This window comes from Acinetobacter sp. YH12251, from assembly GCF_013417465.1.
Classification (GTDB): Bacteria; Pseudomonadota; Gammaproteobacteria; order Pseudomonadales; family Moraxellaceae; genus Acinetobacter; species Acinetobacter amyesii.
This window is the reverse complement of record NZ_VPDZ01000012.1, coordinates 117,273-133,913: the sequence shown is the minus strand read 5'-3', so window position 1 is coordinate 133,913 and position 16,641 is coordinate 117,273. Positions and strand designations below refer to the sequence as shown.

The following is a 16,641-nucleotide window of genomic DNA, read 5'->3' as shown; positions in this document are numbered from 1 at the left end:
AATTATTGAATCGATTATTTCATCGCATAACGCAGTGTTACCCAAGCTGTGCGACCGTCTTGGCGATAGTAGTAGTCATTAAAAGTGTCATACACCGTGTAATATTCTTTATCAAACATATTGGCAAGCTTGGCTTGTACTGAAAATTCAGGTGTCGCTTGATAGGTTAAACGTACATCTACTGTCGCAAAACTGCCAAAGCTTGTTGTATTAGCGGCATCCTTATAACGCTGGTCTTCTGCGTGTACAGAGCCACCTAGCGTCCATTTATCCATCGTATAATCTGCAGATACATTCAATAATTGGCCTGCACGACCCGCAATTTGATTACCTTTGGTCGCCCCAGAATTATATTCAGGCTCTTGATAAGTATAGTTTAAGTTCCACGTGAAGTTGCCCAGTGACTGTCCGAACTCAGCTTCCACACCCTTAATTTTTGCTTTTGCAATATTGGTTCCGCCTGAAATCATATTATCAATTTCATTATGGAAGGCAGAAACAGACCAGTTCAGCCATTGCGACCCTTTGAATCCAATTTCAATATTTTCAGACTCTTCAGGGACTAAGTTTGGATTTGACCAGCCCGGATAATATAAGTCATTAAATGTTGGTGAGCGGAAAGCGGTACCGTATGAAACATAAGTGCTGTAGTTGTCATTAAATGAATAACCAACAGCGGCATTGCCTGTGGTGTGATCACCAAACTGTTCGTTATCATCTAAGCGAATAGCAGCTTGCAGGTTCACTCGACCAAAATCACCAAGATATTGCGCATAGTAACCGACATTATCACGCTCTTTTTCATCGTAATTGGTGGTGCTGTCGACTTGATCATTTAAGTAATCCACACCCACCAATAGTGTGTTATTGGCATTGAAAGATAATGTGTTTAACCAGCTGATGCTGTCTTTTGTGGTATCAAATACACCAGTTGATTTATCTGCACTAAAGGTTTCGTATTTATCTTCTGAACGGCCAAATTTAAGCTGCGTTTTCCAAAGATCTACAGGAGAATAGCTAAAGCCTACGCCATACACATTTTGCTCGACCTTGTTGTAAGGATTTACGTTATATGGACTATCGTAATTTGTTTCACCATTTACATAGAGAACATTAAAATCAGCTGCAAATTGATCATTAAATTGATGACCCGCTTTGATGGACGCAGAATAGTTTTCATAACCATCTTTATCTGTTTCAGTCGGCAAAGTTGTTACATCTAAACCTTGTGTTTTCAAGCCTGCCAAACTCAGCGTCGCCCAAGAATTATCCTGACGAATATTCACACCGACATTTGCATCGTAAGTTTCATGTGAACCATACTTGAGCGAAGCAAATGGTTTTACGCCATTTTGCGTCCCTTTACGGGTGAAGATTTGAATCACACCGCCTACAGCTTCAGAACCATATAAACTTGAGCGCGGACCTTTGACCACTTCTACACGTTCAATTTGATCAACTGGCAAATGCTCAAATGAAGTTTGGCCTGAAGTTGCTGAACCCAGTTTTTGACCATCCACCAATACCAATACCGCAGTAGAGCCTGTACCACGAATGGAAATACTTGTTGGCTGACCTAAACCACCAGAGTTGGTATACGTTACGCCCGGCACTGTACGAAGCAATTCTTGCAAAGAAGTAAATTGCTTACGTTCAATTTCTTCACGATTAATGACTATGACTGCTGCCAAAGTTTTTTGTGCGTCTTGCTCAACAATATTGGCAACCGTGTTGGTAATCACTGGAAGTTGATAAACTTGGTCTTCTGCCATCGCAGCAGAAAGTGGAGATAAAACAAAAAGTGACCCGGTAAGAGTCTTAGAAAAAGAATGCATGCTGTATTCCCCGATCGCACCGCCCGTGCGAATAATAAAATGGATAACGCAGGGGGATTCAGGGTCAGCAATGCAAGGCCAATATTGGCGCAATGATGCAATCCCGCTATAACGCCCGCCGCATTATGTATAGGTCTGCATCAGGCCGGTCTCCGGACTTAAGGATTTATCGAAATAAAGCCTATTCACCGTTGCGGGGGCAGTGTCAGATTCAAATCACTTTTCAATGTTTAGACTGACTTCCCAGTTTCACTTCTCAATTAAGAAAGCACCTGAAGCGCAGGCAGATTAATTTCTGCTCCACAGCAAGTCAAGCTGTATATGTACCTATCTTCAAATACCCCATAGTTTCGATTGTTCGATAAATCGGAGTTCTCTATACTTAAGCCATTCACAACAGTTGGCATGGGAAGTTTCCACAACACTGCCCCCGCAACGGTGTGCAAGCAATGCTTTGCCAGTCCGATACCTGCTCACTGTGTTCTATCACTCAATCATTTACGTGGGGTAAATGCATGGAGCATCGCATGTCAACTTTAGCTCGCCCTACAGCACTCGCTACAGGCATTGCTGCCGCTTGGGCTTTTTCTACATCTTGTTTTGCAAATGAATCGCGCATTGCTCAACCAACGATGGATACCATTGTGGTGACTGCAACACGCTCACAAGAAAAATTAGAAAATGTGTCAGCACGTATTTCCATTATTGATGAGTCGCTCATAGATCAATCACCAATTGCATCATTTCCACATTTATTAATGAGTGATGCTTCTATCAATATGGTGCAGCTGGGTGGCTATGGACAACAAGCTTCATTTTTTTTACGTGGCACAGAGTCAGACCACACTTTGGTATTGCGTGACGGTGTCCGTTTAAATAATGATGCCAGCGGTTTAGCGCCAAATAATTTTATAGATACCACAGACATTAAGCAGATTGAGGTTTTAAAAGGCCCAGCATCTGTCCTTTATGGCACCAATGCCATTGGTGGTGTGATACAAATCATTAGCAAAACCCCTGAAAAAAATGCAGCTTTTATCAGCGCTGAAATAGGTGAAAATCAAACCTATAAAAGTACTGTCGGGGTAGACCTAGCCAAGCAAGGTTTTTATGCGCAAATTCGTGGACAGCGTTTAGAAACCGACGGCACACTGATTCATGAACATGAAAATGCCAGAGCTTCTAGCTTTAATCAAAAAGGCGTGTCTGCCAAATTTGGCTATGAAGAAACACGCTTTGGCACTTCATTGGATTATTCTGAAAACCAAGGTAATGCTCAATATGAGCAATACAGCTGGAATTCACTGCAATATGAGCAAAAGTCGCAAGATTTTAAAAATCAAATTGCAACCCTGAAGTCACGCTTCAACCCCACAGATCAGCTGACCCTGAATGCTCGCGTGTCTTATTTTAAAGATGAGTTGGAACAGCTCAAAATCTTTGAACAGACCCATTATGAATCCACTGAATATGAACTGACCGCAAAACAGCAAATGACGCCGTCTCAGAACATCATTGCAGGCATCACCCATCGGCAGCTAGAAACATCAACGCTAAAAACTGCAGAGTCTTTTCATCAAGACTTAAACAGTACGGGTTATTATCTACAGCACCAATATCAAACTGATAAATTAAAAACTCAAGCGGGTATTCGTCGTGAAGACCATGAAAAATATGGTCAACACACGGTCGGACAAGTTGCTGCGCGTTATTTTTTCACGCCGTTGTTTAGTAGCTATGCCAATATTGGTACAGCATTTAAAGCGCCAACCATGAACGACTTATATTATGGCGACTATGCAAACCCTGACTTAAAACCCGAAGAAAGTCAATCCTATGAAATTGGGCTAGACCTACAAATGACACCACAACTAAAAACTGGTTTGTCTATCTACAGAACTGAAATTGATAACCTTATTGATTCTGATCCCAACAATAACTGGAAGTTTGCCAATATTGATGCAGTGACCATTCAAGGTTCAGAAGTCTGTGTGAATTGGAGCAATGAGGCATTTTTTACAAAGGCCAGTTATAGCTACAATCAAGCAAAAAATGATAAAACAGGTTTGGATTTGAGCCGCCGCCCACGTCAAAAACTGGCATTGTCAGCTGGTTGGGCTGATGAACATTATGGGCTGTCAACAACGCTGAGTGCGAACAGCCATTCAGACAGCAGTAATTATGATGAGGATGTGATCCCTGGACATGCTCAGATTGATTTCAATAGTTATTACCAACCCAACGAGCAACTGCGCTTCTTTGCCAATATTCAAAATGTCGGCGATGTTCAATATAAAACGGCTTCTGCTGGCAATTTCGACGGCAAATTCTATTTAAATGGCGGCCGTTTGGCTTCCTTTGGCATCACAGTTAGATATTAATTTCACACTGATTTATTCAACTTTTAATCAAAAAATGGACAATTAAAATGGGCCACCGCTTAAGTAAAATTTATACCCGCACAGGCGATTCAGGTACGACAGGTCTTGGCGACGGATCACGCGTAGCCAAAGATGATTTACGTATTGAAGCCTTAGGAGATGTCGATGAACTCAATTCAAGCATTGGTATTCTGCGTTCGCACATCGCACTTAGCAGCATTGAAGACAAAGCGACTTGGGATAAATCCCTCAGCCTAATTCAACATTGGTTATTCGACCTTGGCGGTGAAGTCTGTATTCCAAACTTCAACTTGGTACAGCCTGTGTCGATTGAGTTTTTGGAAAATGACATCGACCGCATGAATGAAGCGCTGCCGATGCTGAAAGACTTTATCCTGCCTTCAGGCACTTTAGTATGTAGCTTTGCCCATCAGGCTCGTAGCGTATGCCGCCGCGCAGAACGCCGTTTAATGGCTGTACATAACCGCGACCAGAACATTCAAGCACCGTCATTGCAGCTTTTGAACCGACTTTCAGACTGGTTATTTGTCGCATCGCGTACATTACAACGTGCTGAAGGTGGCTCTGAAGTGCTATGGCAGAAAAATATTAACGACACGATCGATCAATAAGTTTTGGATTCAAAAATTGCTCAAATCCTTTGATCAATTAAAAGTCTACTTTACATTGAAATAAATCGAAACATTTCGTCCGATCATTCTTGTATTTCAGAATGATCGGATCAAAATAACAGTGTCATCTCCCTGTCATTCTTACAGGACATTATGTTCTTAACATCTTTTTTTGTAGGCCTCGTATGCGCATAATCGGTCACCGTGGCGCTCGTGGTGAAGCACCTGAAAATACCCTAGGTGGTTTCCAATATATTCAAGACTTAGGAATTCGTGCTGTCGAATTTGACGTTCGGCAACTTAAAGATCGTGCCCTAGTGATCATGCATGATGACCAATTTATGCGAACGGCAGGTCAAGATAAACATCTATATGAATGTAGTTCACAAGAGTTAGAACCCTATAACCATGCTGTGACTTGGTCAGAATGGAATAAAGTTGAGCCGACGCCACTGCTCGAACAAACGCTCAAAATTATTCATAACTTCGATCATATTGAAGTCGAAGTGAAAGCAGTGAAGACACAGACTGAAGCTGAAGCGCTGACTGAAACCTTGGAACAACAGCTCCAAGGTTTCGAACATTCCGCGGTGATCACCAGTTTTGACCCTAAAATTCATCTTGCTTTGCAACAAAAAAAATCCGGCTTCAAACGCGGGCTTTTGGTTGAAACGGACGTAAAATTTAAAGCGATTGAACAAGCACTCGAATTGGGTTGTATCCAAATCGGTTGGATGAACCAACTTGCCAATTCAGACATTATTCAGGCCACACAGCAGGCAAAATTAAATGTGAGTGTATGGACCGTCAACGACGTTGATCGTGCTAAACAGCTTAAAGATTGGGGCATCAACGGTTTAATTACCGACTATCCTAAATTAATGATGCAGCATTTTTAATGCTGCTTTATCCACCTAGATTTGTGTAATTCACTTCTCGATCAACACGTCGCTATTTTAATCGGTCTATTTTCTTTCTAAAACCAATACAGTTTGTCCCCGACTGTTTTGCATCGTCATCTGTTTCCCTTTTATTTGGAATTGTGTTGCGGCTTGCAAGGCATCTGAAAGTTCAGCCTCTTGAGCCAAAGCCGAATCACAGCTGAAATAACCTGCTCGGGCATTCAGATCAATGCTGTGTTTTAAGGTATCGATCACATAAGTACCACTGATAGTGTTACATCCCGTATTTCCCTGAATTTGTCGAAATTGCGAATTGAACTGAAGATAAGGTTGATGATGAAAGAACTTTGCTTTTTGTCCAGCGATTTTCACAATCGTCCATGGAATATCTTGTATCCCATCGTTCACGCGAATAACTTTTAATGGCTGCTCAACGCTGCTGCCATATGACTTCCCTTGTGACTTTGTAGTCACTGTCTGTGTAGGAGAATTTTGACAAGCCATCAGTCCAAGACAACTGATCAGAAAGCTGCCCCAGATGCAGTATTTGATAAGTAATTTCAGATTATTTTGACAAATTTGCTGATTTTTTGGCATCTTTTTACTCCACAAAAAGTCAAATAACTTCAGTCGTATTATGTTACTGTTTAGAACAATACAACTGTACAATAACAGTGGTGAAAACGGGTTTTCCCGTGCTACTATTCTGTACGTTTAAAATCCCTTAAAAATTTAATGGGATTCGTCCTATCTATACCTCCCAAGGTTTCAGGAGTGCTGTTGGAGATGAATGCTCCCTTACCCAAAGCCCCAATGAACTGGATTGCCATTTTTGCATTGGTGTTTTTACCAATTGTTGCTGTTATCGCTATTCCGTTATATGCCATTAATCATGATTTTAGTGCCGCTGCTTGGATCAGTATGTTTGTTTTACTGGGTGTCAGTAGTTTAGGTATTACCGCAGGTTATCACCGCTTATGGGCACACCGTGCTTATGAAGCAACCTTGCCTTTAAAAATCATTTTAATGCTCATGGGTACTTTTGCAGTTCAAAATAGTATTTTATTTTGGGCTTCAGGCCACCGTACACATCACCGTCATGTTGATGATGTGGATCAAGATCCCTACTCAATCAACCGTGGTTTTTGGTATGCACACATTGGTTGGATGCTTCGTGATTATCCTGCAGCAGCACCAAACTATAAAAATGCACCTGACTTATTAAAAGATAAAGTCGTGATGTTCCAAGACAAATATTACATCCCTCTAGTGATTGCCGTTCACGCAGCTATTTTGTTGCCAATTGGTTGGGCTGTAGGTGATATGTGGGGCGTTCTATTATTGGGCGGTTTAATGCGTTTAATCTTAAGCCATCATGTAACTTTCTTTATTAACTCACTTTGCCATATGTGGGGTAAACGTCCGTATACTGATGAAAATACAGCACGCGACAACTTTGTTCTAGCTATTGCTACTTGGGGTGAGGGTTATCATAACTATCACCACATTTTTCAATACGACTACCGTAATGGTGTGAAATGGTGGCAATATGACCCCACTAAATGGCTAATTTGGTCATGTTCTAAATTAGGTTTGGCAAAGAACTTACGCCGTATTCCAAGCTTTAATATTAAAAAAGCTGAGTTGGCAATGAAGTTTAAATATGCTGAACAAGACCTTGCGATTTATGGTCTGAATATGACCGATGACATTGCAACAGCAAAACAACGTATTTCTCAAGAATATGATGCGTTTTCGCAAACTTTGAATGACTGGGCAAAATTAAAAGAACAGGAAATTCAAGCGAAGAAAACAGCAGTTGCTGAAAAAATTCATCAAATGGATGACAAACTCAAACTTGAATTCCTACAAGTTGAACAGCGTTTGTCACAGCACCGTGAAACACTGAATCAATTGATGCGTAACTTGAAAAAGAAAACCGCTTAATTCTTTTAAGCCTCTCAAATGATAAAGCCTCCCTTGTGGAGGCTTTATTGATTTTAAGCTACAGTTTTTCTATCTGGTCTTTGCTATAGTTTCAACATAGTTTGAATTTTTAAAGATCATTATGCTGTTCAATGCCCGCTATAACACCCTGCCACCTCGCCTGTACCATCATCAGCAGCCTGTACCTTTAAAAGGCGCAAAAGCTGGACATTTTAATGCGGCTCTTGCAGATGAGCTGCAATGGTCGGCAGAAGATCAAGCTGCGTGGGTTGAAATCTGCAGTGGTCAAAAAACCTTTGCTGAATTTGAACCTTTGGCCATGGTCTATGCAGGTCACCAGTTTGGACAATGGGCAGGCCAATTGGGCGATGGACGCGGCTTATTGATTGGGCAAATCATCGATAAACATGGGCAAACCATTGACCTGCACCTTAAAGGCGCCGGCTCGACCCCTTACTCACGCATGGGCGATGGTCGTGCAGTATTGCGCTCGACTATTCGTGAATATTTGGCAGGACATGCGCTGAACAGCTTAGGTGTTGCATCGAGTAATGCAGTGGGTTTTACCAGTTCCGAGCAAGGCGTGCAGCGTGAGAAGCTCGAGCTCGGCGCGATGATGCTGCGTACATCTGACTGTCATATCCGTTTGGGGCACTTTGAATGGATCAATCAGTATCAGGGTGATTTACTGCCTGAATTCACGCAGAAATGTATTGAGTGGCACTACCCTGAATGCTTGGATGCCGAACAACCTATTTTAGCTTTTGCCACTCAAGTTATTCAGCGTACCGCAGTGATGATTGCCAAATGGCAGCTGATTGGCTTTGCACATGGCGTGATGAATACCGACAACCTGAATATTACCGGTTCAACTTTGGACTTCGGCCCTTATGGCTTTATGGAGCGCTTCCGTCCAAACTGGATCAACAACCATTCGGATTACCAAGGCCGCTATACCTATCAGCAGCAGCCAAGTATCGGGCATTGGAATCTCTGGCAATGGCTGAATAATTTAGTGCCGCTCTGCCCTACGGACTATGACAAAGAACAGTGGAAAGAAGATTTAGCTAAGTGCTTAGAGCATTTTGAACTGACCTTCTTGGAACATTATAAATTGGGCTTAGCTCAGAAAATGGGTTTGCCAAGTTTCCATAAAGACAGCTTTGACTGCGCCATGGCCTTTTTGCGTATTCTGCAAAGTGAACAGCTGGACTACACGCAAAGCTTTATTCGTCTGCAAAATCATGAATATGAAGCCATTAAAGATGACTGCTTAGACCGCCGCGCCTTTGAAGGTTTCTTGGCACAATATGAAAGTATCCGTGAGCATCAGGACACCGATGCTTTAGATGCGGAAATGGCACAGGCCAATCCGCAATATATCTTGCGTAACCATATGGCGCAAAAGGCGATTGAGCTTGCTGAACGTAATGATTTTTCAGAAGTTGAGCGTTTGTTTACATTATTGAGCCAACCATTTACTAAACAACCTGACCTAGAAAAAACTGAAGATTTAGGCCCCTTGCCAAGTGATGTGCCTGAAGTGATGGTCAGCTGCTCGTCTTAAAAAATTACCCACAAATCCACATTTCACTCGAATCAAAATTATGGATAATTTAAACATTATCCACAATACCGAAATGGATGGACTGTAATGCCGTCCATCCTCTAAAAAATAATGACAAGAAAACGTATCGCTATTTTTAGTTTCGCTATCCTCGTCTGTTTTGTCGCTGCCAGCTTTGCCTATCAGAAATTTGAAAAATATCTACCTACACCTGCCAATGTACTGGCCTTTCCACCTAAATTAAGTGATTTGCAAATTCAAAAAATTCGCACAGAAACGCCGATCGACAGTATTCAAGTACATAAAGCTGAGCGTTATTTAGATTTAAAACATCAGGATCAGGTCATTCGGCGTTACCCGATGCGTCTGGGTTTTCAACCGCTTGGACATAAAGTTCAAGAAGGTGATGGCAAAACGCCTGAAGGCAGCTATATGATTGATTGGCGCAATCCGCAAAGTTCATTTTATAAGTCGCTGCATATCTCTTACCCCAATGCGACCGATAAACAGAAGGCTAAGCAATTAGGTGTTTCTGCTGGCGGCGATATTATGATTCATGGTTCAGCGACCAGTTTGCAGATGAAAGTTGCTCCTCAGCTCATGACGTATTTTCCACAAAAAGATTGGACTTGGGGCTGTATTGCAGTGCGCAATATTGATATGGATGAAATTTGGCAACTGGTGAATAACGATACAGCGATTCATATTCATCCTTAGGCTTTAACGCTCAGGCTTATTTTTGGTTATCCCTTATGATTGCATTACATGCTGTAGCTGCTAAGGCAGCCTTAGCCCTGCCTGAAACCACGTGCAGCCAGCCATTTGGTGAAGGCTGTGATGTGTTTAAAGTCATGGATAAGGTCTTTATGCTGAGTTTTCATTTGGAAGGCAAAGCGGCCGTTAATTTAAAGGTGCTGCCGGACAATGGCGTGATGCTCAGAGATATTTATCCCTTTATTCGTGCGGGCTGGCATATGAATAAGCAGCATTGGATTTCTGTATTTGCAGATGAAGAATTGGAAGAAGAACTGCTGCAAGATTTGGTGCTAAATTCTTATGAATTGGTGGTGTCGAAGTTAAAGAAAGGACAACGGCAGAGGATTGAATTGCTGAGAAGTGTTTAGATAACACTTCCCTTACGATCAGATTATTTTTTTTAATTTCGTGTAATCGCCATTATGTTCAACAACTGGTTTCATAAATTAAAGATTTGGAAATCGAATCTTTGTTTCAGCTTTTCTAATTTCATTACTAGTAAAAGAAATAGTTGTTCCTAATGAATAAGCATAAATTCCTTGGATAGAATCATTAGATGATTCATATGAAATATAAAATCCATTATCAACCCTACCTATCCATTCAAAATTATTTTTATATTTTTCAAAAAGATAATTAATTAATTCCTTTTTTATTTCTATATTATCTGTATCAATCTCATAAGCAATACAATGAAGTTTGCCTTGCCATTCTTGAAGAAAAATAAATCCTACTGGAGTGTTTAATTTATACCATTTTGATTCTTTAATGAAATTTACTCCTGAATTCCTTACTTCTAAGCTAAATTTGCTTTGAATATCTGAAAAATTAGAACCAATTTCAAATATAAATGGCTCTAAAACTTTATTTGCGTTCAATGTATTGGTCTCTGCATATGATAAATTATTGATAGAAGTTGAAACGAAAGCGACAACTAGCATTAAAACTTTGAACATAAGTAATTTTTAAAATTAAGATTTCCTAAAATTAACATATTGCAATCTATACGAGATTCCGAATTTGATATTACACAGTTAATTTTTTAAATTATTAAAAATTAAAGCCTAGACTACTTTATTTCGTATAACAGTCATTTGAAAATAAGAGTTTCAATCATTAGACTAAAAGTTAAATTAGAAAAATGACCCTCTACTCACCTAAGTCTTTAATCAATGTGTAGTAAGAGTCCGATAAATCACAGTTTATTTTTTGCATTAATGCAGAAAAATAATCATCCGAATCATCAGCTTCAAAATAAACAGTTTTATATTTCTTAAGTAATGTTCTCAATTCATTTTGGAAGAAAAACAGATAGTCTTCCATATGATCTTCATCAATCCCTCCCAAATATGCAACTTCAATTGAATTTTCATCTGAACCACCAATAAGAAAGTAAGCACATAGTTGAGAACAATGATTTAAAAGAATTGTTGACTCCATTACATTTATATTTTTTAAATTTTCGAACAATAGGTCAGGTGAAAATTCCTGAGCTAAAGCATTAACACCTTCATGAAATCGCTTGTAGTTTTTATGGAACAACTTCTTTAATTCTTGCCATTCAACTTTCGACATCTGATTTAATTTTTTAGTTTTTATTGTTTTTATATCTGTATAGATTTCAGTTATTTCGGTTAATTCAATCAAGTAAGTTGTTCTAGCAATATAAAAACGATGTGACTCAAACTGTTCACATAAAGAATTATTCCTAGAATTAAGTATGAGTTGTAACCCTCTCGTTTTAGATTTTTTCTCTAAATTATTGATCAATTTTATCAATAGATTAGCCTCTAAATAATTTTGTACATCATGAAATAAAATATAATCACGATGAGGATGGACATGATTAGAATAAAGCATTCCCAGTGCAATAATCGTATCATCTCTTTTCGCAACGACATGATAAAAACCTATCTTTGGTAAATGATGCTCAATTAAATATTGCTGTAAATGCATATTCATTTTTGAATCAAAATGCTGAGAATCTAAAATTTTAATATTCATAATTATTTACCGATTTATTTAAAAAAAATTAATTACTCAGCCCTCAAAAATATTCACAAAATATACTTCTTACCAAATTTTTAATGTTTTTAATTAATATCAATACTTTAACCTAAACCATATAAATTTAAAGCATACTGGAACGACTGCTATTGATACGAACACTCCATAAATATGTTTATTTTCAAAATAATTTAGCAAAGACATTATTTTACAGCACGAAACAAGAACGCCTGCATATCAAAAGGCTCATCCCTAAGCCTTCATGGTATTAAATCTTCTTCGCTTGCATCACTTTAAACAGCACATACAACAGTAAAATCCATACGGGCTGCATCAGCACCGACAGCATAAAGCCCTGATTCCACATGATGTATAAAATAATCAGCATGAACACCAAAACAAAATAGTTGGTGAACGGTGCAAATAATGCAGGAAACTTGGTCAGTATGCCCTGCTGATGCATCGCTTTTCTAAACTTTAAATGAATTAAGCTAATCAGCATCCAATTCAGCACCGCAGCGCTCACCACGATATAAATCAAATAACTCAATGCTTTTTCAGGCAAGAAATAATTCAGCAGTACACAGCCAAAAATCAGCAAAGCAGAAAATAAAACCGCGGCAATCGGCGTACCGTGTTTATTCACCTGCTTAAAGGCTTTTGGCGCATTGCCCTGTTCTGCCAAACCGAGCAGCATGCGGCTATTGGCATACATGCCGCTATTACAGACCGAAACGGAGGCCGTCAAAATAATAAAATTCAGCAAATGCGCCGCCCAATCAATCCCCATCTGATTAAAAATCAGCACAAAAGGACTATGATCCAAACCGCCAAGTTTCAACTGGTTCCACGGCACCAGCGACAGCAATACAGCCAAAGAACAGATATAAAATAAGAACACGCGGATTACGGTTTGATTCACCGCTTTCGGGATATTTTGATCAGGATTTTCAGTTTCAGCCGCCGCCATGCTGATTAATTCAATGCCGCCAAAAGCAAACATCATAAAGGCTAGCATGTAGAATAAGCCTTCAAAACCGTGCGGGAAGAAGCCGCCATGTACCCATAAATTACTAATCGAAGCGGTAGAGTCTGCGCCTGCTGTAAGTAGCAGGTATATACCAAAAATAATCATGGCAACAATCGCCACAACCTTAATCATCGACAGCCAAAATTCAGATTCTGCATACAGTTTGACATTGGCTAAATTGGCTAGCGTAATCACAGCAAAAAACACCAAAACTGAAACCCAAGCAGGCACATGCGGCCACCAGTAATTGATATATTTGCCTATCGCGGTCAGCTCGGTCATCACTACTAAAATATACAGAATCCAGTAGTTCCAGCCCGTTAAAAAGCCCGCAAACTTGCCCCAATACTTAAAAGCAAAATGACTGAATGAACCTGTGACTGGCTCTTGCACGATCATCTCGCCCAGCTGGCGCATAATCAGAAAAGCAATCAAACCACCAATCAAATAGCCCAGAATTATCGATGGTCCAGCCGACTCAATAATATGCGCAGAGCCTAAAAATAGCCCTGTCCCGATTGCGCCACCCATTGCAATCAGCTGAATATGACGGTTCTTTAATCGGCGCTGCAGTTGAGGCATTTCGCTGCTCACAACACGTTCTCATCTTATAAAAAAGTGGATTGTAGCCTGTGCAGCTCTTTGCAGCCAAATATTCGCAGATCATTTCTGTATGAATCATTATGGAATACAGTACGTGAGCTGCATCAATCTATAGCACATAGTCAACTTGATAGGATGGACAATATAGGCCATATGGTTCTATTAGAACAGCCAGAAAATTTAGCTGCCAGCATACTTAAGTGGCTGAATATATTGTCCCTTTAAATATAAACAGCCCTCAATAGAGAGCTGCTTTTTAGCATTCACTTCACTTGATGGATGATTGATAGTGAATGCAGTACGTCTAAACCTATTTATTTATGCTGCGGTGTCATGTAAATCGTTATTTACGCTGTGGAACATCAGCCCACCGTGCATAACTCTTCGTGCTTTTCAGCACAGTGCCCGCTTGTTTTGCAGCGAAGCCACTATAGTCCTGAGAGAAACTATCTGAATTTTCATCAAAACTCACACCATCAAATAATGGGAAAGTTCCGGCTTTTTTCTGAATCACCACATCATCAATCATCCAGCCACGGAAACCATTATAAAGTCCATCGACCGTTCTAAATTGGAATTTCAGCTGAACATTGGCCTTGCCTGCATATTCATCTAATGAAATTGCTTCTTGCTGAACAGCAGCCGGTGCGAGGTTAAAGCCTAAATTACTGTATGGAATCGGCGCGCGCTCATATGCAGAGGATGGATCTGCCAGCGGGTTTAAACGAGCCAAAGTCTTAAAGCTATTGCCGCCGTCGGTAGAAACTAAAATATTCATCAAATCGAATCCCTGATTATTTGGATTGACCGACTCAATTTCCCACCATGTTTTAAAGCTTAAACTCAAAGGCGCCTGATACTGGCTTAGATTAATGGCAGGTGAAATCAATTCACCCCTATTGTCATACTGCGAGGTGCCGCCATCAAACTCTAGAGCCGTGGATGAATCACTTAAAGCGCCAATAAAATTACCATTTACTTTGTCACCATACCAATATGCTGTATTGCCTTGCAGTGGCTCAGGCACCTTGCCTTGGCTCTGATCATTCGGCGCTAAGCGCACACGCTGATTTACTTGATTATTACGAATGTTGTGACCTTTGTTTAGCAACTGCCAGTCGACATTAGCCACACTTGGTTGCGACCTTGTCCATGCATTGCGGGTTGCAGAGTCCACTTCAAAAGTTTCACGCCATACCACATCTGCAGATGCCGTTTCAGGCAGCACTTCAAATTGATAGCCCGATGCAGAAGAAGCAATGACCGTAACTTTTTTCGTAATAGTATTAATTCCTGCACCGTTAATGGTGAGCGTGGCATTTTTCAATGCTTCAAGCAGATCATTGCTCACATTAAATGAAAGCGTGAAATATCCATTGGCATCAGTCAAAGCACTAACAAATGCGCCATTGGTCGCCGTACCGCCAGACAATGACACTTGCGCATTCGCCAAAGGTTTCCCTTTAAAAATCACTTGACCAGAGAATGTTCCGACCACTGCATCATTGACTGGTGCATCACTTAGTGTCTGACAGTCTTGGTCTAAGCAGTTGAGAACCACATTCAACACAATGCTCTTATTGGTATTTTTAGGATGGATCAAGAATGCCGAAACTGCAGACTGTCCATTTTTAGTGACCAAAACATAATATGTGCCTGCAGCCAATTTAGGCAGTTTAACGATGCCTTGAGCATTGGCAAGATAACTTTGACCTTTAAAATGAGTTGCTGTCGGTAAACTATTGATCGGTGGAAAGAACTGTTCAGAATCATCCGCTATAATTGTATTCGTTGCTATTTTCAGACTGCCTGCTTGTACTTTTTGCCATTCTTCATCACTTAAAATCTGAATCGACGCAGCATTTAAAGCAAGATTATTCACATCTAATAAAGTCAGCTCTTCTACGCTTTTTTGAACCATAGCATCGGCAACTGCCTCTGGCGGTACACTCCCTGTCTCGTCACGATCACTACCGCCACATGCCGTTAAACCCAAGACACCCGTTACCATTATTATTTTTACAAAAGCGCTATTTTTCATCTGTTCTGCCCTCTGGCTGTTCCATTTTTAAAAATTGTTATGTCTACATTGAACTCTGCCAGCTCAAACATACTGGTGAATATTCCAGCACAATAATAACCAATTTTCATTAAATGCGCAAATTTCGCATTTTATATCTTTATGGCTTTCGGTTCTTCTTGTATTTAAAATTAATGCAACTAGCTATACACGTAGCAAAAAAAAACAGGCCGAAGCCTGTCCTTTTAGTATTTACAATCTATTTTAATCTTCTGGATATTCAAAACGGTAGCCGACGCCATACACAGCTTGAATCCACTCATGACGGTTGCCGGTTTCCGCTGCATCTGAAATCTTACGACGTAAATTTTTAATATGACTATCAATCACACGGTCAGCCACTTCAAAACTGTCTGGGTTAATATGATCAAGCAATTGCGCACGTGAATACACCTGCCCTACATGCTCTAAAAACAACTCAAGTAAACGAAACTCAGTTGGCGTTAAGCTCAACGCTTTTTGTTGATACCAAATGCGTTGCTGTGCTTTGTCCATACGGAATAAATCATTGGCTTCAGGTTCAGCTTTACGGTCTAAACGGCGCAGAACTGCTTGTACACGTGCCACCAATTCTTTCGGACTAAACGGTTTGCAGACATAATCGTCAGCCCCCATATTCAACCCCAATACACGGTCGATTTCTTCAGTTCGTGCAGTCACCATAATAATTGGCAGATCAGACTGCTCACGGACTTTACGGCAAATGGTTAAGCCATCCATACGTGGCACCATTAGGTCCAAAATCATTAGACTCGGTTTACGTTGTGTGAAGCTGTCATAGGCTTCTTGCCCATCATGAAACATGCTGACTTCAAAGCCTGCAGCCTCTAGATAATCACGCACCAGCTGTGCAAGTTCCACTTCATCTTCAACCAACATGATATGTTTCATGCATGCTTCC

The 16,641-nt window shown here is 40.4% G+C and carries 14 protein-coding genes and 1 riboswitch; of the genes, 7 read left to right on the top strand and 7 right to left on the bottom strand.

Translation table 11 applies throughout. The features are described 5' to 3' along the window. Positions 1 to 14: 14 nt before the first annotated feature. Positions 15 to 1,835 (bottom strand): TonB-dependent receptor domain-containing protein, encoded by a 1,821-nt coding sequence (locus FTV27_RS12375; RefSeq protein WP_180078785.1) that lies wholly within the window; start codon positions 1,833 to 1,835, stop codon positions 15 to 17. 125 nt (positions 1,836 to 1,960) lie between these two features. Next, positions 1,961 to 2,126, bottom strand: a riboswitch (cobalamin riboswitch). Between the two features lie 236 nt (positions 2,127 to 2,362). On the opposite strand from FTV27_RS12375, the gene FTV27_RS12370 reads away from it, so the two are divergent. From FTV27_RS12370 to FTV27_RS12360, 3 genes are all read left to right on the top strand, one after another. After that, positions 2,363 to 4,216, top strand: coding sequence for a TonB-dependent receptor domain-containing protein (locus FTV27_RS12370; RefSeq protein ID WP_180078783.1), 1,854 nt, complete (start codon positions 2,363 to 2,365; stop codon positions 4,214 to 4,216). A gap of 47 nt (positions 4,217 to 4,263) precedes the next feature. Continuing rightward, positions 4,264 to 4,848, top strand: coding sequence for a cob(I)yrinic acid a,c-diamide adenosyltransferase (locus FTV27_RS12365; protein ID WP_078194212.1), 585 nt, complete (start codon positions 4,264 to 4,266; stop codon positions 4,846 to 4,848). Positions 4,849 to 5,033: 185 nt separating this feature from the next. After that, complete coding sequence (locus FTV27_RS12360; RefSeq protein ID WP_180078781.1) at positions 5,034 to 5,747, top strand: glycerophosphodiester phosphodiesterase; 714 nt, start codon at positions 5,034 to 5,036, stop codon at positions 5,745 to 5,747. A gap of 66 nt (positions 5,748 to 5,813) precedes the next feature. Here the strand turns inward: FTV27_RS12360 and FTV27_RS12355 are convergent, their stop codons facing one another. Further along, positions 5,814 to 6,347 (bottom strand): META domain-containing protein, encoded by a 534-nt coding sequence (locus FTV27_RS12355; protein ID WP_180024533.1) that lies wholly within the window; start codon positions 6,345 to 6,347, stop codon positions 5,814 to 5,816. Between the two features lie 189 nt (positions 6,348 to 6,536). Between FTV27_RS12355 and FTV27_RS12350 the strand changes: the two genes are divergently transcribed. From FTV27_RS12350 to FTV27_RS12335, 4 genes are all read left to right on the top strand, one after another. After that, positions 6,537 to 7,697 carry an acyl-CoA desaturase gene (locus tag FTV27_RS12350; protein ID WP_180078779.1) on the top strand — a complete coding sequence of 387 codons (1,161 nt, stop codon included), beginning with the start codon at positions 6,537 to 6,539 and terminating at the stop codon, positions 7,695 to 7,697. A 121-nt stretch (positions 7,698 to 7,818) separates the two neighbouring features. Next, positions 7,819 to 9,264 (top strand): YdiU family protein, encoded by a 1,446-nt coding sequence (locus FTV27_RS12345; protein WP_180078777.1) that lies wholly within the window; start codon positions 7,819 to 7,821, stop codon positions 9,262 to 9,264. 111 nt (positions 9,265 to 9,375) lie between these two features. After that, positions 9,376 to 9,981 carry a murein L,D-transpeptidase family protein gene (locus tag FTV27_RS12340; protein ID WP_180078775.1) on the top strand — a complete coding sequence of 202 codons (606 nt, stop codon included), beginning with the start codon at positions 9,376 to 9,378 and terminating at the stop codon, positions 9,979 to 9,981. A gap of 35 nt (positions 9,982 to 10,016) precedes the next feature. Continuing rightward, a complete protein-coding gene (locus FTV27_RS12335; RefSeq protein WP_218949560.1) occupies positions 10,017 to 10,388 on the top strand; it encodes an MmcQ/YjbR family DNA-binding protein in 372 nt (123 codons plus the stop codon). A gap of 78 nt (positions 10,389 to 10,466) precedes the next feature. On the opposite strand, the gene FTV27_RS12330 is transcribed toward FTV27_RS12335, so the two are convergent. From FTV27_RS12330 to FTV27_RS12310, 5 genes are all read right to left on the bottom strand, one after another. Beyond that, positions 10,467 to 10,976, bottom strand: a complete 510-nt coding sequence (locus tag FTV27_RS12330; protein WP_180074264.1) for a hypothetical protein — start codon at positions 10,974 to 10,976, stop codon at positions 10,467 to 10,469. A gap of 193 nt (positions 10,977 to 11,169) precedes the next feature. Next, positions 11,170 to 12,024: a hypothetical protein gene (locus FTV27_RS12325; RefSeq protein ID WP_180078772.1), complete on the bottom strand. Its 855-nt coding sequence runs from the start codon at positions 12,022 to 12,024 to the stop codon at positions 11,170 to 11,172. 271 nt (positions 12,025 to 12,295) lie between these two features. Next, positions 12,296 to 13,651 (bottom strand): amino acid permease, encoded by a 1,356-nt coding sequence (locus FTV27_RS12320; protein WP_180078770.1) that lies wholly within the window; start codon positions 13,649 to 13,651, stop codon positions 12,296 to 12,298. Between the two features lie 352 nt (positions 13,652 to 14,003). After that, entirely contained in the window at positions 14,004 to 15,701 is a 1,698-nt protein-coding gene (locus tag FTV27_RS12315) for a carboxypeptidase regulatory-like domain-containing protein (protein WP_180078768.1), read from the bottom strand. Between the two features lie 243 nt (positions 15,702 to 15,944). Further along, complete coding sequence (locus FTV27_RS12310) at positions 15,945 to 16,631, bottom strand: response regulator (RefSeq protein ID WP_180078766.1); 687 nt, start codon at positions 16,629 to 16,631, stop codon at positions 15,945 to 15,947. Positions 16,632 to 16,641: the final 10 nt, after the last annotated feature.